Consider the following 23,140-nt stretch of genomic DNA (forward strand, 5'->3'; position numbering starts at 1 on the left):
CTGCAGGGGGGACCCTGTGGGAGAGTAGGACGCCGCCGAACTCCTTTTGATAGTTAAGCCCCGTGCCCTTGTGGCACGGGGCTTTTCTGCGTTTCGGACCCGAACGAACGGCTACATCCGTCACCTGCCGTTTGGCTCCCGGGCTGCCCATCCGGGCTTCCAAGTCTCGCGCTCCGGCGGGCTGGACTGTGCGGAGCCGAGATATTCGCGGAGAGCAGGGAGTGCGGGGTGTGGGTTGTCCCGGCGCCAGATCAATGAATGCGGGTAGACGGGCGTGGGGTCCGTCACCGGGATGCGCCGCAGTCCATGGCCAGTCGGCCAGATGAGGCGGGTGTGCCCACCCATGAAGGTGGCAAGAGCCGGAGTGTCCGCGATGGTGTCGAGGAGCGCGTCGGAGCCGAAGTTGGGGCCCGTGGCCTCGATGCTGAGACCGAATTCGGCGACGAGTGCGTCGTAATACGCGCCCCACTCTGTGCCCGGCACAATGCCGGGCATCCAGATCCGATGGCCGACGAGCTGAGCTACGGTCACCGACCTGGCGCCCGCCAGCGCGTGGGCCGGGCCCACGAGGAGCTGCAGCGGCTCATCGAGCACCGGGACGGACACGATGTCCTCAGGAAGAGGCTGGCCGGGCGCGGCGACGGCGCGGAAGGACGCGTCGATCGCACCGGAACGGATGGCCGCGACAGCGGCCTCGATCTCGAACAGCATCAGCACGTCCAACTCGACCTCGGGGTGTGCACGATGGAAGCCGCGCATCAGGCCCGACTGCGCGCCCCGCGAGGCGATCACGTCGACGCGCAACGGGCGATGGCCGGCGCGGACGGACGCGACCGCGCGCTCGGCGACACGTAGCAGCTCGCGCGCGTGGGGCAGGAGCGCCTGCCCGTCAATGGTGAGCTCGGCGCCCCGCGGCGTACGGGTGAACAGCCGAACACCGAGGCTCTTCTCCCATACGGAGATGCGTCTGGAGACGGCCTGCTGGGTGATCGCGAGGTCGGCTGCGGCTTCCTGGAACCGGCCCGTGTCAGCGACAGCGACGAAGGTGCGTACGGCTTCGAGATCCATGCTGGACCACGCTAGTCCACAACAGTTTGTTGTGGCGCGCGGCCGGATTCGTTGTTTGACCTGCTGTTGCCTCTCTCGATTAGCTCTCCCGGATCAATGTCTGTTTGTTCGGTGAGACATCAAGGGCGGGCTGGGCATGGCGGGGAGATCTCTGGGCCGGTCTTTCGGGTGGCTGTGGGGGGCGTATGCGGTCAGTACGTTCGGCACGCGGCTGGCCTTCGACGCGTTTGCTCTGATCGCGATCCTGGCGCTGCACGCGGGGCCGGCCCAGGTGTCGGTGCTGGCGGCCACGGGGCTTGCGGTGGGGGCCGCGATAGCGGTGCCGCTGGGGCCGTGGGTGGAGTTCCGTCGCAAGCGACCGGTGATGGTCGCGATGGATCTGACCCGGTTCGCAGCGCTGATGAGCGTTCCCGCCGCGTACGCATGCGGCCTGCTCGGCTTCGCGCAGCTCCTGGCCGTGTCCATTGTCGTCGGTGCGGCCGACATCGCCTTCAGCGCGGCCAGTGGCGCGTACCTGAAAGCGCTCGTGCGGCCGGAGGACCTGCTCGCCGCGAACGGGCGGTTCGAGTCCACGGCCTGGACCGCCACCGTACTCGGACCGCCGGCCGGAACTGCCGCCATCGGGTTCTTCGGGCCGGTGACAACGGTGCTGGCCGATGCGGTCAGCTATCTGCTCTCGGCCGCAGGGATCCTTGCGATCGGCGGCGCCGAGCCGCGCCCCATGCGTACCCGAGCGCACACGTCGCGGCTCCGGCCCCGCGACCTGCTCGAAGGATGGCGGTACATCCTGACCCACCCGGCCCTGCGTCCCCTGTTCTTCAACACTGTTCTGGTCAGCGGCCTGATCATGGCAACCTCGCCGCTGCTGGCTGTTCTCATGCTCGGCGATCTCGGTTTTGCCCCCTGGCAGTACGGCCTCGCTTTCGGCGTGCCCTGCGTCGGCGGCATCATCGGTTCACAGCTGGCCCGCCGACTCGTTGCACGATTCGGACGACACAAGGTCCTGATCGCAGTCGGATCGCTGCGCGCTTGCTGGTCGCTCGGGCTGGCATTCATCCGGCCCGGTGTGTTCGGGCTCGTGCTCGTCGTCGTGGTCGAGTCCGGGCTGATCACCTGCATGGGCGTGTTCAACCCGGTCTTCGCCACCTACCGGCTGGAGCAAGTCCCGGCCGACCGGATCGTCCGGACTCTGTCGGCGTGGTCGGTCACCAGCAAGGTGACTGTCGCGGCCATGACCGGACTTTGGGGACTGCTGGCCGGCGTCACCAGCACCCGCGCCGCGATCGCCGTCGCCGGTCTTCTCATGCTGGTCACCCCGTTCCTGCTCCCTCGACACGATCGCACGTCGCAGAATGAGCAGGATCCGACGCCGAGTCGCACGTGATCGGTGGTCCGGGGACGCTACTACAGCCGGCCGCTTGCCTTGAGGGCCAGATAGGCGTCGGCGAGGGCCGGCGCGAGGCTGTTCGGGGTGGCGTCCACGACGACCACGCCATGGCGTTGGAGCTGGTCCGCAGTGCGATCCCGTCCTGCCTTGGCGCGGGCCCCCGCAGCAGCCTCGTAGACCGCGTCCACTGTGCCCCTCGCGCTCGCCATGGCCTCGATGTGCGGGTCACGCACGGCCGCCAGGAGCACGGTATGGCGCTGGGTGAGACGTGGAAGCACAGGCAGCAGGCCCTCTTCGACGGGGGCCACGTCCAGGCTGGTCAGCAGCACGATCAAGGAACGCCGAGGAGCGTTCGTCAACGCGGCGGCGCTCAGACCGCGGGCATCGGTTTCCACGAGTTCCGGCTCCAGCGGCGCGAGAGCGTCGACCACGGCCGACAGGACTTCGCCCGCCGCCCGGCCCCGCACCTGGGCACGTACGCGACGGTCGTAGGCGAGGAGGTCCACACGGTCGCCGGCGCGCGTTGCGAGGGCGGTGAGGAGCAGGGCCGCGTCCATCGACGCGTCGAGGCGGGGCACATCACCGACCCGGCCCGCCGACGTGCGGCCGGTGTCGAGGACGATGAGGACGTGACGGTCCCGCTCGGGGCGCCAGGTGCGTACGGCGACCGCGGACTGGCGCGCGGTGGCCCGCCAGTCGATGGAGCGGGTGTCGTCGCCTGGGACGTAGGCGCGCAGACTGTCGAATTCCGTGCCCTCTCCCCGGGTGAGGACGCTCGTGCGGCCGTCGAGTTCGCGCAGCCGGGCAAGGCGGGAGGGCAGGTGTTTGCGGCTCGTGAAGGGCGGCAGGACACGTACTTTCCAAGGGACCCGGTGACTTCCCTGGCGGGCTGCGAGGCCCAGCGGACCGTAGGAGCGGACAGTGATCTGCTCGGCTTGACGGTCCCCCCGGCGGGTGGGGCGCAGAACCGTGGTGACACGGCGGCGCTCGCCGGGCGGGACATTCAGTGTGTGGCGGGACGCCGCCTGATCCGTGCCCGGGAACCAGCTGCTGGGAGGCCATGCGTCGCGGAGGTGTGCCCGCAGACGGCGGCGGGAAGGATTGACTACGGTGAGTTGCACTTCGGCGATGTCGCCGAGTCGAACGGTTGTATCACCGGATCGGGTGAAACGGAGCGGTCGCACTGGCGCTGCCAGGGCGTAGTCCCACAGAATTGCTAGAGAGAGCGGGGCATTGACGGCGAGCATACCCGTCCAGCTCGGGGCCAGGATGCCTACAGGGAGTGACCCAAGGGCGGCGAGCAGCGCGGAGCGTCCGGTAAGGGCCACCATTCACCGCCTCAACGGGGTACGGGGACGTGGGCGAGAACAGCGGTGATGACGGAGTCCGGGGTGACGCCCTCCATCTCTGCCTCGGGCCGCAGTTGTATGCGGTGCCGGAGCGTGGGGAGTGCGAGGGCTTTCACGTCGTCGGGAGTGACGTAGTCGCGGCCGGTCAGCCAGGCCCAGGCTCGGGCCGTGGAGAGCAGAGCAGTGGCGCCTCGGGGTGAGACACCCAGGGAGAGCGAGGGGGATTCACGCGTGGCACGACAGATATCCACCACGTAGCCGGCGATCTCGGGAGAGACGGTGGTCCTGGCGACAGCGGCTCGCGCGGCCTCCAGGTCAGCCGGCCCGGCGACCGGGCGTATGCCCGCAGCCTGCAGGTTGCGGGGGTTGAAGCCGTCGGCATGGCGGGTCAGGACGTTGATCTCGTCGTCGCGGGACGGCAGCGGGACCGTCAGCTTGAGGAGAAACCGGTCCAACTGGGCTTCAGGGAGGGGGTAGGTGCCTTCGTATTCCACGGGGTTCTGTGTGGCTGCCACAAGGAAGGGGTCGGGCAGGGGGCGAGGGATTCCGTCGACGGTGACCTGGCGTTCCTCCATCGCTTCCAGAAGGGAGGACTGCGTCTTGGGGGGAGTCCGGTTGATCTCGTCGGCGAGCAGGAGGTTGGTGAACACCGGCCCCGGCTGGAAGGAGAACTCGGCGGTGCGGGCGTCGTAGACGAGTGACCCGGTGACATCGCTCGGCATCAGGTCGGGGGTGAACTGGACACGTTTGGTGTCGAGTTCGAGGGACGCGGCGAGGGCCCTGACCAAGAGGGTCTTGGCTACGCCGGGGACGCCTTCGAGCAGGACATGCCCTCGGCAGAGCAGCGCGACCACGAGGCCGGTGACGGCCGGGTCCTGGCCGACCACGGCCTTCGCGATCTCGGAGCGCAGTGCTTCCAGGGAGGCGCGGGCCGCGGCGTCGCCGGTGACGGTCCCGGTTGTCCCGGTGGGGACGGGGGGCGGGGCGCTCATGAGGTACGGACCTCTCTTTCGAAGGTGTCGAGTTGGTCTGCCAGCAGGACGAGAGCGGCGTCGTCGGAGGGGACCGAGCCGAAGAGCAGTTCGTGGAGGTCCGCGTCGTCAGTACTGCGGCGCACGGATACGGCCGGGAGGAGGCTCGCGGGGGAGTGGGCGTCGCGTGGGGAGACGCCGACGAGGGGGGCGATGCGGGTACGCGTGGCGTGGCGCAGCGAGGCGGCGGCACGGTCGCGGGCGTTGGCCTTGCGCTGGAGGCGAGCACGGCCCTCGGTGGATTCCGAGGCGCGGATGGCCACGGGCAGCCGTTCGGCAACCACGGGGCCCAGGCGGCGTGCCCGCCAGATGGCAGCGAGGACGGCGGCGAGGGCGAGCTGCACGGTTCCCCAGAGCCAGCCCGAAGGGATCAGGTCGGTGAAGCTGCTGTGGCCCTCCGCGCTGTCGCCGTCGGTGCTGTCGTCCTGGCCTCCGCTGCTGCCCGCGGCGGAGGGGTCACTGAGCGAGGGGAGGTACCAGACCAGATGCGGGCGGGAGCCGAGGAGTTGAAGGGCGAGGGCTGCATTGCCCTCGTGATCCAGACGGTCGTTGTAGAGGAGGCCGGGGGATCCGAGCAGGACGGTGTCGCCGGATGCCGACTGCGTCAGCATCAGCATGGAGGGAAGTCCGTCGGCGGGGTAGCAGCCGAGGGTGGGGAGGCGCTCCGACGTGTAGCGGAAGCCGCCTGTCTCGGCCTCGCCGGCCTGGCGTGCGGCGGCAAGGGAGCACTGGGGGGCACGCGTGGAGACGGGGCCGGAGGATCGGACGCTGACACCGGGGGCCAGTGCGCCCACAGAGTGCGGGCCCGCAGCGAGGAGCACGGTCCGGCCGCCCGTGTCGGTGGTCGCCGCGTGAAAGGCCCTCTGCTGAGCGGGCGTCAGCAGATTGGGGGCGGTGACGAGGAGTGTGGTGTCGGAGCCGGCTTCGGACGTGGCGGCCCGGAGGGTGGTGACGACGCGGAGGGAGACCCCTCGGTCCTTGAGGAGTTCGGCGACGGCCCTGCTGCCGTAACGGTCTGCGGAACGGGGGTCGAGGCGGCCGTGCTGGTCTCCGGAGCGGGTGGCCGCGAGAGCGACGGCCGCGGTGACGAGCAGGAGGAGGGCGAGCAGCAGTCCGCGCGTGCGGGTCCAGAACTGACGCGGGGTGAGGGACTCGGAGGTGGAGGGGGTGGGGTCCGCCGTCGGAGTGCGGGATGCGGCTGTGGCGGACTTGGCGGTCGCGGTCATTCGGCAGCTCCCGCGAGGGCGCCGGACAGTTGCGGTGTTGCGGACTCGAGGTCGAGGTCCAGGGTGGCCATGGTCAGATACGTCTGCTGGTCGGCTGAGCGGCCGCCGTATGTGACGTCATCGAATGCCCGGGCTGCCGCCCGGAGCCGGGTGGCGTGGTCGGGAAGCGTGCGGCCCGCTTCCGCGGCGGCTTCATCGGCGGTGCGTCCGGGGCGGGTGTCGAGCAGAGCGCGTTGCTCCAAGGAGCGGACGATGGCGCGCATCCGCTCCTGGACCGCTTGGCTCCAGCGGCCGGCCGCGGCGTGGGCCTCCGCCGCGGCACGGTGTTCGGTTGCGCCGAGGGGACCGCTCGCGAAGAGGGCGTCCGCCGCTCGCAGGGGGCGTTGTGGCGTGCCCAGGCGCCACAGGAGCGCGGCGATCAGAGCGATGACGACCACGACCAGCAGGGCCAGTCCCACGGGTCCGCCCGGGGCGGCACCCGAGGCGCTCGCGAGGATGTCGCCGATCCAGTTCCACAGATGGTCCAGGGCACGCTGGAGCGGGTTCGGATCGTTCTCGTGGTACATCGGTTTGGACAGTTCGTGCCGTGCGGCTTCGCGGGCGGGCACCCGCGGGGTGTCCACCGGTATTTCGCCGCTTGCCCGGATCAGTAGCCCTGCTGCTGCGCCACCCGCCCCCGACACGGTGTCAGCTCCTGTTGTTGTCGTAGCCGGGGAGACCGGCTGCCCTGGCGAGGTCGAGGTCGAGTGCTTCGCGTCGGATGCGCTGGTCCACGTAGAGGAGAGCCATGACGCCGGCGGACAGAGGATAGGTGATCGTCGCGATGACCACGTCGCCGATGGCGGAGACGATCAGGAACGGCCAGCCGAAGCTGGTGGCTCCGTCGGTGAGGAACGAGCTCAGGCCTCCGTCGTCCACAGCCATCGCGATGAGGCCGAACGGCACGCCGATCACGAACATCACGATGAGCGTCAGCAGCCAGGTGAGCGCGAGGATGCCGAAGGTTCGCCACCAGGCGCCGCGAACCAGTTTGGCGGAGCGCCGCATCGAAGCGGTGATCGACTGTCGTTCCAGCATCAACGCCGGGGAGGCGAGGCAGAAACGGACCAGGAGCCAGAGGAACACGACGCCGGAGGCCAGCAGTCCGATGAAGGCGAGACCGACACCTGCCGTGTCGCCGATCAGGAAGCCCGGGAGGATTCCCGCGGTCATGATGGCCGCGGCCATGAGAGCCAGCAGAAAGGTCAGGCCCAGGAGCGGCAACAGCCGGGGCCGGGCCTCGGCCCAGGCGTCGGAGAGCGTGACAGGGCGGCCCAGCACCGAGCGGCTGATCACCACGGTCAGCACCGCGGTGGTGAATATCGTGGCGAGCATCGAGACGAGCAAGGGCGGGGCGGCGTTGAGCAGGCTGGAGCGGAACGATTCGGTGGCCTGACGCAGTGCCTCCGAGCCGGTGGCGTTCCGGTCGATCGACGGAGGATCCGGCAGGAGGTACCGCTGCACCAGCAGGATGGCGGCCTGGGCGATCACGGAGACGGTGAGAGTGATGCCGAGGACCGTGCGCCAGTGCGCGCGCATGGTGGATACGGCACCATCCAGGATCTCGCCGACACCCAGTGGCCGCAGGGGGATGATGCCGGGCTTGGCGGCCGTCGGCGGGTGCCCCCAGCCGTGGCCCTGCGGAGGAACGCCCCAGCCGGGGTAGGGAGGCGGCGTGCCGGGGCCGGTTGCGGAACTGCTCGGTGGGGACCACTGCCCTGCGGGCGGCTGGCTGGAAGACCAGTTCCGCGCAGGTCCGCTGCCGTCGACGGGCTCGGAAGGCCGGGGGACGCCTGCCTCCTTGTCGTCGGAGGGGGCAGATCCGGGCGAGGCCCAGCCCGGAGTGTCGTTCATTGTCGCTCCTTCACGGTCCTGTCCGCTCATCGGGGCGTCAGGTTGGCAGCCATCGTGCCACGCGTCGCAGCGGTCCGGGCCTGGCGCTGTATCTCCTTCGTTCCTTCGTGCGCGCGCGCCTCACGGGGCAGACTGGACGGATGGCTGATCAGGACGCGCAATCGCCGGTGGGCAGCGAGCCCGCCGCGCTTCCCGTACTTCGCTGGGACGAGCCTCCGGAAGGTCCCGTGCTGGTGCTTCTCGACCAGACGAGGCTGCCGGGAGAGGAGGCGGAGCTGGCATGTACCGACGTTCCCGCGCTGGTGGAGGCGATCCGGACGCTGGCGGTACGCGGGGCGCCGCTGCTGGGCATCGCAGGGGCCTACGGGGTGGCCCTGGCCGCCGCACGAGGCTTTGATGTGGCCGAGGCCGCGGGCCTGCTGGAACGGGCGCGGCCCACCGCGGTGAATCTCGGATACGGGGTGCGACGCGCCGCCGGGGCGTACTGGGCGGCCGTCGACAGGGGGGCGGATCCGGACCGCGCGGCGGCGGTGGCACTGGACGAGGCCCGGGCGCTGCACCGGGAGGATGCCGCGGCCAGCGCGGGCATGGCCCGGTTCGGGCTCGCCCTTCTGGACGAGCTGGTGCCCGGGGGCACCCACCGGCTGCTGACCCACTGCAATACCGGGTCACTCGTCTCCGGGGGCGAGGGGACGGCGTTCGCGGTGGCGCTGGGTGCGCACAGGGAGGGCCGGCTCAGGCGTCTGTGGGTGGACGAGACCCGCCCGCTGCTGCAGGGTTCCCGGCTGACGGCGTACGAGGCGGCGCGTAACGGCATGCCGTACAGCCTGCTCACGGACAACGCCGCCGGGTCGCTGTTCGCCGCGGGGGAGGTGGACGCCGTGCTCATAGGGGCCGACCGCATCGCTGCGGACGGCTCGGTGGCCAACAAGGTGGGGAGCTATCCGCTCGCGGTCCTCGCGAAGTACCACCACGTACCCTTCATCGTGGTGGCACCGACGACGACCGTGGATCTGCACACCGCGGACGGCGCGGCCATCACCGTCGAGCAGCGTCCGGCGCGGGAGGTGACTGAGGTCACATCGCCGCAGCTGGGGGCTGAGGGCAGGGGTGCGGGCGGAGTGCCCGTGGCGCCGGTGGGAACCCCGGCGTACAACCCCGCGTTCGACATCACGCCCCCGGAGCTGGTCACGGCGATCGTCACGGAGGAGGGCGTAATCTCCCCGGTCACAGGGGCCGGACTGGCGGAGCTGTGTGCCAGGTCATCGCAGATAACGATTAGCTAATGGGATGATGTCGTTTATGAAGGGACGCGTCCTTGTCGTCGACGACGACACCGCACTGGCCGAGATGCTCGGGATTGTGCTGCGTGGTGAGGGGTTCGAGCCGTCGTTCGTAGCGGACGGCGACAAGGCACTTGCTGCATTTCGTGAGGCGAAGCCGGACCTGGTTCTGCTGGATCTCATGCTGCCCGGTAGGGACGGCATCGAGGTCTGCAGGTTGATCAGGGCCGAGTCCGGCGTGCCGATCGTCATGCTCACTGCCAAGAGCGACACGGTTGACGTGGTGGTGGGCCTGGAGTCCGGGGCCGACGACTACATCGTCAAGCCGTTCAAACCTAAGGAGTTGGTTGCCCGGATCAGGGCACGTTTGCGCAGGTCCGAGGAACCGGCACCGGAACAGCTGACCATCGGCGACCTGGTCATAGATGTGGCCGGGCACTCGGTGAAGCGGGACGGGCAGTCCATTGCCCTGACCCCGCTGGAGTTCGACCTGCTGGTCGCGCTCGCCCGCAAGCCGTGGCAGGTCTTCACCCGTGAGGTGCTCCTCGAGCAGGTCTGGGGATACCGCCATGCCGCTGACACGCGGCTGGTGAACGTGCATGTGCAGCGGCTTCGCTCCAAGGTCGAGAAGGACCCGGAGCGGCCGGAGATCGTCGTGACCGTCCGAGGCGTCGGTTACAAGGCCGGACCGAGCTGACATGGCCCTGGGTAGCACTGCTCCGAAGCCCGGGGAGCCGGGAGTCCGTGCGGAGCGGGCTGCCGGTTCAGGGCACACGTCATCGCCGGTAGGGCGTTTCCTGCAGGGCGGCCGGTTGTTCCAGGACCGGGCGCCCGGCGGGCCGGTGCCGCGACTGCTGATGCGCTGGGTGCGGCGTCCGCTGCTGCCTGCCGTGCGGCTGTGGCGGCGCAACCTTCAGCTTCGGGTCGTCGCCGGCACGCTGCTGATGTCGCTCGGCGTGGTGCTGCTGCTCGGCCTCGTCGTGATCGGGCAGGTGCGCAACGGTCTGCTCGACGCGAAGGGCAAGGCCGCCCAGACACAGGCCGCCGGAGGCTTCGCGGCCGCCCAGGAGAAGGCGAACGCGCCGCTCAGCGCGGGAAGCCAGGGCGGTGACTCCGCGGACGGCGCGACGGCCAACAACTCCTGGCGGACCGAGCTTGTCGACCAGCTCGCCAGTGGCGGGAAGAACGCCTTCAACGTCGTGGCGCTCAGTGCCGACGAGGGCTCCCGCGCGCCACGCGGCTCAGGCAGCGTCGAGGCCGCGAGCATTCCGCAGAAGCTGCGCGAGTCGGTGAACAAGGGGCCGGGAGCGTTTCAGACGTACTCCCGGATCAAGTACGCGAACGGAGCGGAACCGCAGCCCGGTCTCATCGTGGGCAAGCGGCTCTACGACATCGACCGCAATCCGTATCAGCTGTACTACGTCTTCCCTCTGACTCAGGAGGAGAAGTCCCTGACGCTGGTCAAGGGCACGCTGGCGACCGCGGGTCTGTTCGTGGTCGTGCTGCTCGGGGCCATCGCCTGGTTCGTGGTACGCCAGGTCGTCACCCCCGTACGCATGGCGGCGGGGATCGCCGAACGGCTCTCGGCCGGCCGGCTCCAGGAGCGGATGAAGGTCACCGGCGAGGACGACATCGCCCGGCTCGGTGAGGCCTTCAACAAGATGGCGCAGAACCTGCAGCTGAAGATCCAGCAGCTGGAGGAGCTCTCCCGGATGCAGAGGCGGTTCGTCTCGGACGTCTCGCACGAACTGCGGACGCCACTGACGACCGTGCGGATGGCCGCCGATGTCATCCACGAGGCACGCGTCGACTTCGACCCGGTCACGGCGCGTTCCGCGGAGCTCCTCGGGGACCAGCTCGACCGCTTCGAGTCGCTGCTGTCCGATCTGCTGGAGATCAGCCGGTTCGACGCCGGCGCCGCGGCGCTGGAGGCGGAGCCGATAGACCTGCGGCAGGTCGTGCGGCGGGTGATCGGTGGCGCCGAGCCGCTGGCCGAGCGCAAGGGCACCCGGATCCGGGTGGTCGGCGACGAGCAGCCGGTGATCGCCGAGGCCGACGGGCGACGCGTCGAGAGGGTCCTGCGCAATCTGGTCGTCAACGCGGTCGAGCACGGCGAGGGACGCGATGTCGTGGTGCGGCTCGGGGTGGCCGGCGGAGCGGTTGCCGTGGCTGTCCGGGACTACGGCGTGGGGCTGAAGCCCGGCGAGGCGACCCGGGTGTTCAACCGCTTCTGGCGGGCCGACCCGGCCCGGGCCAGGACGACCGGAGGCACCGGCCTGGGACTCTCCATCGCCGTCGAGGACGCGCGGCTGCACGGCGGCTGGCTCCAGGCCTGGGGCGAGCCCGGCGGGGGCTCGCAGTTCCGGCTGACGCTGCCGCGTACGGCGGACGAACCGCTGCGCGGTTCGCCGATACCGCTGGAGCCGGAGGACTCGCGGCGCAACCGTGAGAACCGGGAACGGGCCGTGCCCGTTTCCGCCCAGGGCAGTGAGCACAGGCTGATGGCGGTGCCTTCGCAGGCCGGCACCGACCGGGCAGCACTGCCCGTACCGGCCCGCGCCCCCATGCCGGCCCGGACCGCGCCGGCCTCGGTGCATCCGGCGGCCTTCCCTGGCAACGGCGCACGCGTGGTGCCGCGTCCCCCCGGGGACCGGCCGGACCGTCACAACGACTCTCCGGGGCAGGATTCCGGGCGGGAGGACACGACTCGTGGGCACTGACCGTCGTCAGGGCGGCCGTGGACGTGCGGTGGGGGCGACCGTGCTGCTCGGATGCGGCGCCGTGCTGCTGTCCGCGTGCGGCTCGATGCCCGTCACGGGGGACGTCAAGGCCGTGGACGCCTCGCAGCCCGGTGACTCCCAGGTTCAGGTGTACGCGGTCGCTCCGCGTGACGGCGCCACTCCCGACGAGGTGGTGGACGGCTTCCTGGAGTCGATGACCAGCGACGACTCCGATTTCCGGACGACCCGCGAATACCTCACGAAGGAGGCGTCGAAGAGCTGGAGGCCCGGCGCGCTCACCACGGTTCTGGCCAAGGCTCCGAGCCGCAGCGACCGGCCCGTCCACGAGAGCGACCGCAGCACCAACGAGGTCAGCTTCACCCTGACCGGCGAGAAGGTGGCGACGGTCGACGACCAGAACGCCTACCAGCCGCTCGCCCCGGCGGACTACTCCCGCACACTTCATCTGGTGCGCCAGAGCGGTCCGGACGGCAAGCAGTGGCGCATCGACATCGTGCCGGACGGCCTGGTGCTCGGGCAGTCCGATTTCAAGCGCCTCTACCGTTCCGTCAACAAGTTCTACTTCGCCACCGGGCGGACCGAGGCACAGTCCACGCTGGTCGCCGACCCCGTCTACATCCGTAACCGCACCGATCCGGCCACCGGCACGGACACCGTGACCCAGGCCGTCCGCAGCCTTCTGAGGGGGCCGACCGACTGGCTGCGACCGGTGGTCGCGTCCCGCTTCCCCGCGGGTACCGGACTGCGGAAGGGCGTCACGTCGCTGACCCCCGACGACCGCAACGTGCTGAAGGTCCCGCTCAACAAGAAGGCCGACGGGGCCGGGCAGCGCGTCTGCCGGATGATGGCCTCACAGGTGCTCTTCACGCTTCGGGACCTGACGTCCGCCCGCGTCGAGCAGGTGGAGCTCCAGCGTTCCGACGGTTCGGCGCTGTGCGTGCTGGGTGCGGACCAGGCCGAGGAGTACGCCCCCGACGGCTCGTCCGGCGGCCCCGACAGCCAGTACTTCGTCGATGCCAAGGGGCACGTCGAACGCATTCCGGGCAGTACCCGGGGCAGCGGCGAGCCGGCGCCGGTGGCCGGTCCCTTCGGCAGCGGCCCGCTGCGGGTGAGCGCGGTCGGCGTGGCCAGGGACGAGCAGTCGGCGGCAGCGCTCTCGCAGCGCAGGGACGCGCTGTACGTGGCCTCCATCGCCACCGGCGGGGAACTCCAGGCCCCCGCGGTGACCAGCAAGGCCGCGAAGCTCGCGGACCGCCTGACGGCGCCCAGCTGGGACAGCCGGGGCGACCTCTGGGTCGCCGACCGCGACCCGGACCACTCGCGGCTGCTGCGACTGGCCGACGGCACCGGCGAACCCCAGGAGGTCTCCGTGGCGATCCTGGACGGCAGCCGGATCACGGCACTGCGCCTTTCCTCGGACGGCGTGCGCATTGCGCTGCTGCTGACCCGGGACGGCCGGACGACGCTGAAGATCGGCCGGATCGAGCGGCAGGGCCCGCAGGGCGAGGAGCAGGTCTCCGTGGTGGACCTGCGGCAGGCCGCGCCGCAGCTCGCCGATGTGACCGCCATGTCGTGGTCGGGCGGCAGCCGCCTCGTGGTGGTCGGCAAGGAGGAGGGAGGCGTGCAGCAGGTCCGCTATGTGCAGGCGGACGGTTCGACGCCCTCCTCGGGCGTACTGCCCGGCGTCAACCAGGTGCGGGCCATCGCGGCGGCGGACGACGAACAGCTGCCGCTCATGGCGGACGCGGTCGGCTACGGGATAGTGAAACTGCTGCCTGGTGACAACTGGCAGACCGTGCTGAAGGAAGGCTCCGCGCTGGTCTACCCGGGCTGACACCGGTCGGCGGGTGGTGTCCGGGCGGGTTGTCCACAGGGCTGGCCGGGCTGCCCTGACACGGGCACAGTGGAGCCATGCGCGGGTGGTGGCGGGAGATCGCCGGACTGGTTCTGCCGGTGGACTGTGGAGGCTGTGGCAGGCCGCGCACCGAGCTGTGCGAGGAGTGCGCCGCCCAACTGCACGGTGGGGCGCCGCGCAGGGTGAGACCCGACCCGGAGCCCGCCGGGCTGCCGGTCGTGCACGCGGCCGCCGGCTACGCGAACGCGGTACGCGCGGTGCTGCTGGCCCACAAGGAGCGGGGCGTACTCGGCCTGGCCGGGGCCGCCGGAAGGGCGCTGGCGGGTGCTGTGAGGGCCGGGGCGGGGGCGTCGCCCGAGGAGGGACCCCTGCTGCTCGTGCCCGTCCCGTCGGCGCGACGGGCTGTCGCCTCGCGCGGGCACGACCCGGCCCGCCGCATCGCCTTGGCGGCCGCGGCGGAACTGCGGCGCACGGGCACGCCCGCCCAGGTGGCCGGTGTGCTGCGCCAGCGGCGTCCGGTGGCCGATCAGTCGGGGCTCGGAGCCCGGGAGCGCCGGTCAAATCTGGCGGGGGCCCTGGGCGTCGTGGCCGGGGGTGGGCGGCTGCTTGCCGCCGGACGGGTGGTGCTGGTGGACGACCTGTTGACGACGGGCGCCTCTCTGGCCGAAGCGGCACGGGCGGTCGAAGCGGCCGGCGGGTGGGGAAGCGCCTGTCCGGGTACGCGTCACGCGGCCGTCGTCGCAGCCTCTCCGTCCGCCTTCGAAATAAACCGGAACCGGAACTGAACTTGCATCGTTGCAGGTAGTGAGTGGGTAAAAAGACCTGAACGGAGGTACGTGCGAGTAGCGGGTGCCGACAACCGTCCCGGCAGGCTATGTTCGGTTGTGAGGAATGGTGAATGCCAGGCCTCGACGAATGCACCACCAGGTTTCGGGCAGGCAACCCACTGAAGTTCGGAATCCGCGAATTCGGTGGGGTGGAGACCTCGCCGGCGGGGGAGGAGGAGGTGGAAGTCACCGAGTCCGCGGCTCCGGCCAACGCCGGGGCCTGGTGCAAAAGGGAGATGCTCCGCCGCCGAGCGGAGCGATCCGGGAACGGAGTTCTGCGTGGACATCGTCGTCAAGGGCCGCAAGACCGAGGTGCCCGAGCGGTTCCGCAAGCACGTGGCCGAGAAGCTGAAGCTGGACAAGATCCAGAAGTTTGACGGCAAGGTGATCAGCCTCGACGTGGAGGTGTCCAAGGAGCCGAATCCCCGTCAGGCAGACCGTTCCGACCGGGTGGAGATCACGCTCCGCTCGCGTGGACCGGTCATCAGGGCGGAAGCGGCCGCAGGCGACCCGTACGCAGCGCTGGACCTGGCCACAGGCAAGCTGGAGGCGCGGCTGCGCAAGCAGCACGACAAGCGCTACAGCCGCCGCGGCACGGGTCGGACCCCCGCTGCGGAGGTCGGTGAAATGGTGCCGGACGCGGCGTCGTTCAACGGCGACGGCGAGCTGGTGGCCGACGAAACGGCACAGCCCGTACCCACCACCAGGATCGGCTCGCTCGAGGTACAGGGCGAAGGACCGCTGGTGATGCGGGAGAAGACGCACGTCGCGGCGCCCATGTCGCTCGATCAGGCGCTCTACGAGATGGAGCTGGTCGGTCACGACTTCTATCTGTTCGTCGACTCCGAGACGAAGGAACCAAGTGTCGTCTACCGGCGGCATGCCTACGACTACGGTGTCATCCACCTGAGGACCGACCCGCTGGCCGCTGATGAGGCGGGCGGCGCGGGCGGCGCGCTCGGCGGCTGACGCCACCGGTTCGCGGTGCCCCTGGAGCGCCTGTGCGCCCCCAGGGGCACCCGCGTGCGACCACGGGATCACCGTTCCGACGTCCAGGCATGAAATCATGGCGGCCCAAGCCAATCGGTGCGCTGCGAACTGCCGTTGGCGGACAGCTTGTGAATCAGGCCGTGGCCTTCAGGGGGAGGAACGATGGCGGACACCTTCGGGCCCGTGCGCGATGCGAATGATGCCGACGACGTCGGCGGTGACCGTAGTGGCGCGGACGATGACAGCAGTTCCCGCAAGGAACCGATCCGAGTCCTCGTGGTCGATGACCATGCCCTGTTTCGCAGAGGGCTGGAGATCGTCCTCGCCCAGGAGGAGGACATCCAGGTCGTCGGCGAGGCGGGCGACGGGGCGGAGGCGGTCGACAAGGCGGCCGACCTGCTGCCCGACATCGTCCTGATGGATGTACGCATGCCCAAACGGGGCGGCATCGAGGCCTGCACCTCCATCAAGGAGGTGGTTCCCAGCGCGAAGATCATCATGCTGACGATCAGCGATGAGGAAGCGGACCTCTACGAGGCCATCAAGGCGGGCGCCACCGGCTATCTCCTCAAGGAGATTTCCACGGACGAGGTCGCCACCGCGATTCGGGCCGTCGCCGACGGGCAGTCCCAGATCAGCCCGTCCATGGCGTCCAAGCTGCTCACCGAGTTCAAGTCGATGATCCAGCGGACCGACGAGCGCCGGCTGATTCCGGCGCCCCGGCTCACGGAACGCGAGCTCGAAGTCCTGAAACTCGTTGCCACCGGCATGAACAACCGGGATATCGCGAAGGAACTCTTCATTTCCGAGAATACCGTGAAGAACCACGTCCGCAACATTCTGGAGAAGCTCCAGCTGCACTCCCGGATGGAAGCCGTGGTCTACGCCATGCGGGAGAAGATCCTCGAGATCGGCTGACCGGTCCGGGGCGAAGCCCCGCCGCATGGGCGCTCACGCCAGGGCGTGCGCGATCTCCCGGGTGAGCGGCCCGCGCAGCTCCGGTGCGTCCACCCTCTCCAGCCGGACGTCCGTGCAGCCGACCCAGGACGCGGCTTCCACCAGCGCCTGCGCCATCGGAGCCACGGCCTTCGTGCCCGCCAGGGACACCTGCCGGGCGACCAGCGTGGTGCCTTCGCGGGCGGGATCGACACGGCCCTGCAGCCTGCCGCCCGCCAGGAGCGGCATGGCGAAGTAGCCGTGGATCCGCTTGGGCTTGGGCACATAGGCCTCCAGGCGGTGGGTGAAGTCGAAGATCCGCTCCGTTCGCGCCCGCTCCCAGACCAGCGAGTCGAACGGCGACAGCAGCGTCGTGCGGTGGCGTCCGCGCGGCTCGGTGGCCAGGGCCTCCGGGTCGGCCCAGGCCGGCTTCGCCCAGCCCTCCACGGTCACCGGCACCAGCCCGGAGTCCGCCACCACGGCGTCGAACTGCTCGCCCTTGAGGCGGTGGTAGTCGGCGATGTCCGCGCGGGTGCCGACTCCCAGTGACTGTCCCGCGAGGGCCACCAGCCGGCGCAGGCACTCCGCGTCGTCCAGATCGTCGTGCAGCACGGCGTCGGGCAGGGCGCGCTCCGCGAGGTCGTAGACCCGCTTCCAGCCGCGCCGCTCGGTGCACACCACCTCGCCGTACATCAGCGCCCGTTCGACGGCCACCTTCGAGGCGGACCAGTCCCACCACTCGCCGCCGTTCTTCGCGCCGCCCAGTTCCGTCGCGGTCAGCGGGCCCTCGGCGCGCAGCTGCTTGATGACGGTGTCGTAGGCGCCGTCCGGCAGATCGTGATGCCACTGCGGGCGCGCGCGGTAGGCGCGGCGGCGGAACGCGAAGTGCGGCCACTCCTCGACCGGCAGGATGCAGGCCGCGTGCGACCAGTACTCGAAGGCGCGGCCGCCCGACCAGTACGCCTCCTCGACCCGTTGCCGGCCGATCATGCCCAGGCGTGCGTACGGAATCAGTTCGTGCGACCGCGCGAGCACCGAGATCGTGTCGAGCTGTACGGCGCCCAGGTGCCGCAGGACCCCGGGCACGCCGGCCCGGCGGTTCGGGGCACCGAGGAAGCCCTGGGCGCGCAGCGCGATCCTGCGGGCCTGGTCGGCGGAGAGTTCGGCTGCGGGAGGCTGCACAGACGTCATGCCCCGCACCCTAGAGGGCTGCACTGACATCCCGGCCGGGACCGCCGTCCCCTGGGCGGGCGGGAGCCGGAAGATACGCATGGGTGCCGGGCAGGCCGAGGTCGCAGGGGAGCAGGGCCCCGGTCCACGTATCGCGGCGCACGCCCTTGTTGAACAGCCCGGAGCGCTGGTCACCCTCCATGTGGAAGCCCGCCCGCAGCGCGACGGCCCGCGAGGGAAGGTTGCCGATCTCGGCCCGCCACTCCAGCCGGTCGCCGCCGAGCGAGCCGAAGGTCCAGCGGGCGGCGCGCAGGACCGCCTCCGTCGTGTAGCCGAGACCGCGGTGCTCCCTGGCGGTCCAGAAGCCGACCTCGTACGTCCCCGGCTGGGTGCGCGGGTTGATGCCGAGCGCACCGGCCAGGGTGCCGCCGTCACGCAGCACCACGGCGAAGTTGTACATGGAGTCGTCCTGCCAGCCGCCGGGTGAGAGCTGACCGGCGAAGAGCTCCGCGTCGGCGCGGCCGTACGGCGAGGGGACGACCGTCCAGCGCTGGATGTCGGGGTCCTGGCAGGCCGCGTGCACGGCGTCGGCGTCGCCCGGGACGAAGGGGCGCAGCAGCAGGCGGTCAGTGGTGAGAGTGATCGGCTCCATGTACGGATTCTGGTGAGCGGGCGGCAGCGGGGCCAGTACTTTTCGGGCTTCCCGGCACCTTCGGCGCCCTTCGGCCGTTGACTCGGAAGGGCGCTGCGGGTTCAACGCGGTGGCAGCCCTCCCGGCGCGGCGGGGTCCTCGCTTACGATGGCCGTTGCGGTGGGGCCCACCTGCCGTGCCCGCGCCAGAGTCCATAACACGACCCAGTGCCAGGCCCGACCGGCAAGGAGACCAGCCTCAGTGTCCGTCTTCAACAAGCTCATGCGTGCAGGCGAAGGCAAGATCCTGCGCAAACTGCACCGCATCGCGGACCAGGTCAGCTCCATCGAAGAGGACTTCGTCAACCTCTCCGACGCCGAGCTGCGGGCGCTCACCGACGAGTACAAGGAACGGTACGCGGACGGCGAGAGCCTGGACGACCTGCTCCCCGAGGCATTCGCGACCGTCCGTGAGGCCGCCAAGCGGGTCCTCGGACAGCGCCACTACGACGTCCAGATGATGGGCGGCGCCGCCCTGCACCTCGGTTATGTGGCCGAGATGAAGACCGGCGAGGGCAAGACCCTCGTCGGCACCCTGCCCGCGTATCTCAACGCGCTCTCCGGCAAGGGCGTGCACCTGATCACAGTCAACGACTATCTGGCCGAGCGTGACTCGGAGATGATGGGCCGGGTCCACAAGTTCCTCGGACTGAGCGTCGGCTGCATCATCGCCAACATGACTCCGGCCCAGCGCCGCGAGCAGTACGCCTGCGACATCACGTACGGAACGAACAACGAGTTCGGTTTCGACTACCTCCGGGACAACATGGCCTGGGCGCAGGAAGAGCTCGTCCAGCGCGGCCACAACTTCGCGATCGTCGACGAGGTCGACTCGATCCTGGTCGACGAGGCCCGTACGCCGCTGATCATCTCCGGCCCCGCCGACCAGGCCACCAAGTGGTACGGCGACTTCGCCAAGCTGGTCACGCGCCTGGCCAAGGGCGAGGCGGGCAACCCGCTCAAGGGCATCGAGGAGACCGGCGACTACGAGGTCGACGAGAAGAAGCGGACCGTCGCGATCCATGAGCCCGGAGTGGCGAAGGTCGAGGACTGGCTCGGTATCGAGAACCTCTACGAGTCGGTGAACACACCCCTCGTCGGGTACCTCAACAACGCCATCAAGGCCAAGGAACTCTTCAAGAAGGACAAGGACTACGTCGTCATCGACGGCGAAGTCATGATCGTCGACGAGCACACCGGCCGTATCCTCGCCGGCCGCCGCTACAACGAGGGCATGCACCAGGCGATCGAGGCGAAGGAAGGGGTGGACATCAAGGACGAGAACCAGACGCTCGCCACGATCACCCTGCAGAACTTCTTCCGCCTCTACGGCAAGCTCTCGGGCATGACCGGTACGGCGATGACCGAGGCCGCCGAATTCCACCAGATCTACAAGCTCGGCGTGGTGCCGATCCCGACCAACCGGCCGATGGTCCGGGCGGACCAGTCGGACCTGATCTACCGCACCGAGGTCGCGAAGTTCGCCGCCGTCGTCGACGACATCGCGGAGAAGCACGAGAAGGGCCAGCCGATCCTGGTGGGCACCACCTCGGTCGAGAAGTCCGAGTACCTCTCGCAGCAGCTCTCCAAGCGCGGTGTCCAGCACGAGGTCCTCAACGCCAAGCAGCACGACCGTGAGGCGACGATCGTCGCCCAGGCCGGCCGCAAGGGCGCGGTCACGGTGGCGACGAACATGGCCGGCCGCGGTACGGACATCAAGCTGGGCGGCAACCCGGACGATCTCGCGGAGGCCGAGCTGCGCCAGCGCGGTCTCGACCCGGTGGAGCACGTCGAGGAGTGGGCGGCCGCGCTGCCTGCCGCGCTGGAGAAGGCCGAGCTGGCCGTGAAGGCGGAGTTCGAGGAGGTCAAGAGCCTCGGCGGGCTCTACGTCCTCGGTACCGAGCGGCATGAGTCGCGCCGTATCGACAACCAGCTGCGTGGCCGTTCCGGCCGTCAGGGCGACCCGGGCGAGTCCCGTTTCTACCTCTCGCTCGGCGACGATCTGATGCGTCTGTTCAAGGCGCAGATGGTCGAGCGCGTCATGTCGATGGCCAATGTGCCCGACGACGTTCCGATCGAGAACAAGATGGTGACGCGGGCGATCGCGTCCGCGCAGTCGCAGGTCGAGCAGCAGAACTTCGAGACGCGCAAGAACGTCCTGAAGTACGACGAGGTCCTCAACCGCCAGCGCGAGGTCATCTACGGCGAGCGGCGCCGGGTCCTTGAGGGTGAGGACCTGCAGGACCAGATCCGCCACTTCATGGACGACACGATCGACGACTACATCCGCCAGGAGACGGCGGAGGGGTTCGCCGAGGAGTGGGACCTGGACCGGCTGTGGGGTGCGTTCAAGCAGCTCTACCCGGTGAAGGTCACGGTCGCCGAGCTGGAGGAGGCCGCCGGGGATCTCGCCGGAGTCACCGCCGAGTTCATCGCCGAGTCCGTCAAGGACGACATCCACGAGCAGTACGAGGAGCGTGAGAAGACGCTCGGCTCCGACATCATGCGTGAGCTGGAGCGGCGCGTCGTGCTGTCGGTCCTGGACCGCAAGTGGCGTGAGCACCTCTACGAGATGGACTATCTCCAGGAGGGCATCGGCCTGCGGGCCATGGCGCAGAAGGACCCGCTGGTCGAGTACCAGCGCGAGGGCTTCGACATGTTCAACGCCATGATGGAGGGCATCAAGGAGGAGTCCGTCGGCTATCTGTTCAACCTGGAGGTCCAGGTCGAGCAGCAGGTCGAGGAGGTCCCCGTCCAGGACGTGGCGACGTCGCTGACCAAGGAGGACGCCGTTCCGGCGGCGCGTCCGGAGATCCGGGCCAAGGGGCTCGACGCTCCGCAGCGTCCGGACCGGCTGCATTTCTCCGCTCCCACGGTGGACGGGGAGGGCGGTGTCGTCGAGGGCGACTTCGCCAACGGTGACGGTGCGGGGTCCGCGGAGTCGGACGGGCTCACTCGGGCGGAGCGGCGCAAGGCGCAGAAGAGTTCGGGCGGTGGTGGGCGGCGCCGCAAGAAGTAGCGTGCGCTGATCGTTGCCTGCGGCCGGGCCGGACACCGTGTGGTGTCCGGCCCGGCCGTTGTGCGCTGTGCGGTGTGCGGCGGTGCGGTGGGTGGTGGCGCCTGCGGCGGGCCTTGTCCCCTCCCCGCCCCTTCCCGTAACCGGGGGTTCCGCCCCCGGGCCCCCGCGCCTCAATCGCCGGCGGGGCTGGGATTGCGGGGCTGGGGTTCCGCCCCCGGGCTCCCGCGCCTCAATCGCCGGTGGGGCTGGGGGGTGCGGGCTCCGCTCCCGGGCCCCCGCGCCTCAATCGCCGGCGGGGCTGGGGGGTGCGGGCTCCGCTCCCGGGCCCCCGCCTCAATCGCCGGCGGGGCTGGGATTGCGGGGCTGGGGTTCCGCCCCCGGGCCCCCGCGCCTCAAACGCCGGAGCGGCTGGAGGGGTGGGCTGGGGAGGCGCGGGGTCAGCGGCGGCGGACCGGGGTGTTGCCCAGTTCCACCGCGGCGCAGCGCCAGCGGAGGTCGGGGCCTTGTTCCAGGCGGAAGGCCATGGCGCGGACCTGTTCGCCGGCCGCGATGCTCGCGCAGGCCTCCACGACGCCGGGGGCCGGCTGGGCGCCCCGGCACATGCGGATGACCGGGCGGGCGCCGCGGCTCCTGAGCGGGGTGGTGGGGGCCAGTTCGGCGAGCTGGTCGTAGGCGTCGCCGATCGTGTGGCCGAGCATCCAGTGGACGGGGCGCTGGCCGCTGAGTACCGCCAGGAGGCGTTCCGCGAACCACTGGTGGGGCCGGACGCCCTGGGCGGTCCGGCGGCGTTGTACGGGTACGGCTTCGGGCCTGCGTGCGTCGCGCCGGCCGGCGGGCCGGGTCCTGTCCGTGCTCATCGCTGTCTGCCCCCGTGCTCAGAGCCCGGCTGAATACCGGGCGGTAACTTCTGTTGTGGACCTTCTACGGTGACGGCGGAGGCGGCCGCAAGCGTCGGTAGGCCGGGAGTGAACGGCCCCGGATTCACCTATCCGGGTGACGGGCCCGGCCCGGTGCGGGGGCCGGGGGCGGGCCGGGCAGGGTGAGGGCCGGTTGCCGGGTGGACGGGGCGGGGGCCGTACACGTAACTCCAAAGGGGGACGCCGCACGTATCCTGAGGGCGTTCCGACTACGAAAGCGACCTGAGCCATGCGCGTGTACGTCCCCCTGACCCTCTCCGGGCTCGCAGCGGCGCACCGGGCCGGCGAAGTCGGCCCCGGCCCGCTGACCGCCTACGCGGTGACCCCCGCGCTGCGGGAGTGGTACGTCTCCGACGACATCGAGGAGCTGGAGTACGCGGCGCTCAACCGGGCCGCGTCCGCGTCGCTGCGGATGATCGCGGGGGACCCCGGAGCCGCCCGCCGGCGGGTCGTCGTGGCCGTCGACGTGCCGGACGGCGCCGCGGTCGCCGACCCGGACCACATCCTGGACGCCTCCTCGCTCGGTGAGGTCACCATCGCCTCCGCCGTCGCGCTGGCCGAGGCCGCCGCCGTGCACGTCGACTCCGACGAGGCCGACAAGGACGTCACGGCCGCCGCGGCCGCGCTGGGGGCGGCGGACCTCGGTGACGACGACGCGCAGTTCACCGTCGACGGCGCGGAGGACCACGAGCTGTTGTGGTTCGGTATTCAGGAGATCCCGAATCTGATCGGGTGAGCGCCCGTGGCCCGGGGCCGTT

Annotated in this window: 19 protein-coding genes; 10 read left to right on the forward strand and 9 right to left on the reverse strand. The window is 70.3% G+C overall.

Annotation, left to right across the window (positions count from 1 at the left end; all coding sequences use genetic code 11):
• Nucleotides 1–120: 120 nt before the first annotated feature.
• Nucleotides 121–1,068, reverse strand: coding sequence for a LysR family transcriptional regulator (locus tag ABTX18_RS34545; RefSeq protein ID WP_352126757.1), 948 nt, complete (start codon nt 1,066–1,068; stop codon nt 121–123).
• Between the two features lie 136 nt (nt 1,069–1,204).
• Between ABTX18_RS34545 and ABTX18_RS34550 the strand changes: the two genes are divergently transcribed.
• Nucleotides 1,205–2,452, forward strand: a complete 1,248-nt coding sequence (locus ABTX18_RS34550) for an MFS transporter (protein ID WP_352126758.1) — start codon at nt 1,205–1,207, stop codon at nt 2,450–2,452.
• Nucleotides 2,453–2,472: 20 nt separating this feature from the next.
• Here ABTX18_RS34550 and ABTX18_RS34555 read toward each other — a convergent pair whose 3' ends face one another.
• From ABTX18_RS34555 to ABTX18_RS34575, 5 genes are read right to left on the reverse strand one after another with little or no spacing between them, the layout of a single operon-like run.
• A complete protein-coding gene (locus ABTX18_RS34555) occupies nt 2,473–3,783 on the reverse strand; it encodes a DUF58 domain-containing protein (RefSeq protein WP_352126818.1) in 1,311 nt (436 codons plus the stop codon).
• An 11-nt stretch (nt 3,784–3,794) separates the two neighbouring features.
• Complete coding sequence (locus ABTX18_RS34560) at nt 3,795–4,796, reverse strand: AAA family ATPase (protein WP_352126759.1); 1,002 nt, start codon at nt 4,794–4,796, stop codon at nt 3,795–3,797.
• On the reverse strand, nt 4,793–6,061 hold the full coding sequence (locus ABTX18_RS34565) for a DUF4350 domain-containing protein (RefSeq protein WP_352126760.1): 1,269 nt from the start codon (nt 6,059–6,061) through the stop codon (nt 4,793–4,795). Before ABTX18_RS34565 ends, ABTX18_RS34560 begins: the two co-directional genes overlap by 4 nt.
• Nucleotides 6,058–6,744, reverse strand: coding sequence for a DUF4129 domain-containing protein (locus tag ABTX18_RS34570; RefSeq protein ID WP_503061259.1), 687 nt, complete (start codon nt 6,742–6,744; stop codon nt 6,058–6,060). Before ABTX18_RS34570 ends, ABTX18_RS34565 begins: the two co-directional genes overlap by 4 nt.
• Before the next feature lie 4 nt (nt 6,745–6,748).
• Nucleotides 6,749–7,954: a DUF7847 domain-containing protein gene (locus ABTX18_RS34575; RefSeq protein ID WP_352126762.1), complete on the reverse strand. Its 1,206-nt coding sequence runs from the start codon at nt 7,952–7,954 to the stop codon at nt 6,749–6,751.
• A gap of 140 nt (nt 7,955–8,094) precedes the next feature.
• Between ABTX18_RS34575 and mtnA the strand changes: the two genes are divergently transcribed.
• From mtnA to ABTX18_RS34610, 7 genes are all read left to right on the forward strand, one after another.
• Nucleotides 8,095–9,240, forward strand: a complete 1,146-nt coding sequence (gene mtnA, locus ABTX18_RS34580) for an S-methyl-5-thioribose-1-phosphate isomerase (protein WP_352126763.1) — start codon at nt 8,095–8,097, stop codon at nt 9,238–9,240.
• A 4-nt stretch (nt 9,241–9,244) separates the two neighbouring features.
• On the forward strand, nt 9,245–9,934 hold the full coding sequence (mtrA, locus tag ABTX18_RS34585; protein WP_005316841.1) for a two-component system response regulator MtrA: 690 nt from the start codon (nt 9,245–9,247) through the stop codon (nt 9,932–9,934).
• 1 nt (nt 9,935) lies between these two features.
• A complete protein-coding gene (mtrB, locus tag ABTX18_RS34590) occupies nt 9,936–11,957 on the forward strand; it encodes an MtrAB system histidine kinase MtrB (RefSeq protein WP_352126764.1) in 2,022 nt (673 codons plus the stop codon).
• Nucleotides 11,947–13,812: an LpqB family beta-propeller domain-containing protein gene (locus ABTX18_RS34595; RefSeq protein WP_503061260.1), complete on the forward strand. Its 1,866-nt coding sequence runs from the start codon at nt 11,947–11,949 to the stop codon at nt 13,810–13,812. The genes mtrB and ABTX18_RS34595 overlap by 11 nt, the downstream gene beginning before the upstream one ends.
• A 77-nt stretch (nt 13,813–13,889) precedes the next feature.
• The gene (locus ABTX18_RS34600) at nt 13,890–14,618 is read left to right on the forward strand and encodes a ComF family protein (protein ID WP_352126765.1); all 729 of its coding nucleotides are present in this window, start codon (nt 13,890–13,892) and stop codon (nt 14,616–14,618) included.
• 321 nt (nt 14,619–14,939) lie between these two features.
• On the forward strand, nt 14,940–15,629 hold the full coding sequence (gene hpf / locus ABTX18_RS34605) for a ribosome hibernation-promoting factor, HPF/YfiA family (RefSeq protein WP_352126766.1): 690 nt from the start codon (nt 14,940–14,942) through the stop codon (nt 15,627–15,629).
• A 183-nt stretch (nt 15,630–15,812) separates the two neighbouring features.
• On the forward strand, nt 15,813–16,568 hold the full coding sequence (locus ABTX18_RS34610) for a response regulator (RefSeq protein WP_352126767.1): 756 nt from the start codon (nt 15,813–15,815) through the stop codon (nt 16,566–16,568).
• A 33-nt stretch (nt 16,569–16,601) separates the two neighbouring features.
• Here the strand turns inward: ABTX18_RS34610 and ABTX18_RS34615 are convergent, their stop codons facing one another.
• Together ABTX18_RS34615 and ABTX18_RS34620 are read right to left on the reverse strand one after the other, a co-directional pair.
• Nucleotides 16,602–17,777 (reverse strand): winged helix-turn-helix domain-containing protein, encoded by a 1,176-nt coding sequence (locus ABTX18_RS34615; protein ID WP_352126768.1) that lies wholly within the window; start codon nt 17,775–17,777, stop codon nt 16,602–16,604.
• A gap of 10 nt (nt 17,778–17,787) precedes the next feature.
• On the reverse strand, nt 17,788–18,408 hold the full coding sequence (locus ABTX18_RS34620; protein ID WP_352126769.1) for a GNAT family N-acetyltransferase: 621 nt from the start codon (nt 18,406–18,408) through the stop codon (nt 17,788–17,790).
• Nucleotides 18,409–18,648: 240 nt separating this feature from the next.
• Between ABTX18_RS34620 and secA the strand changes: the two genes are divergently transcribed.
• Nucleotides 18,649–21,465, forward strand: coding sequence for a preprotein translocase subunit SecA (gene secA, locus ABTX18_RS34625; RefSeq protein WP_352126770.1), 2,817 nt, complete (start codon nt 18,649–18,651; stop codon nt 21,463–21,465).
• Between the two features lie 437 nt (nt 21,466–21,902).
• On the opposite strand, the gene ABTX18_RS34630 is transcribed toward secA, so the two are convergent.
• Nucleotides 21,903–22,322, reverse strand: a complete 420-nt coding sequence (locus ABTX18_RS34630) for an Rv3235 family protein (RefSeq protein WP_352126771.1) — start codon at nt 22,320–22,322, stop codon at nt 21,903–21,905.
• 289 nt (nt 22,323–22,611) lie between these two features.
• On the opposite strand from ABTX18_RS34630, the gene ABTX18_RS34635 reads away from it, so the two are divergent.
• The gene (locus ABTX18_RS34635) at nt 22,612–23,118 is read left to right on the forward strand and encodes a DUF6912 family protein (protein ID WP_136330054.1); all 507 of its coding nucleotides are present in this window, start codon (nt 22,612–22,614) and stop codon (nt 23,116–23,118) included.
• Nucleotides 23,119–23,140: the final 22 nt, after the last annotated feature.

Source organism: Streptomyces sp. NPDC096323, assembly GCF_040302845.1.
In the GTDB taxonomy this organism is placed as follows: Bacteria; Actinomycetota; Actinomycetes; order Streptomycetales; family Streptomycetaceae; genus Streptomyces.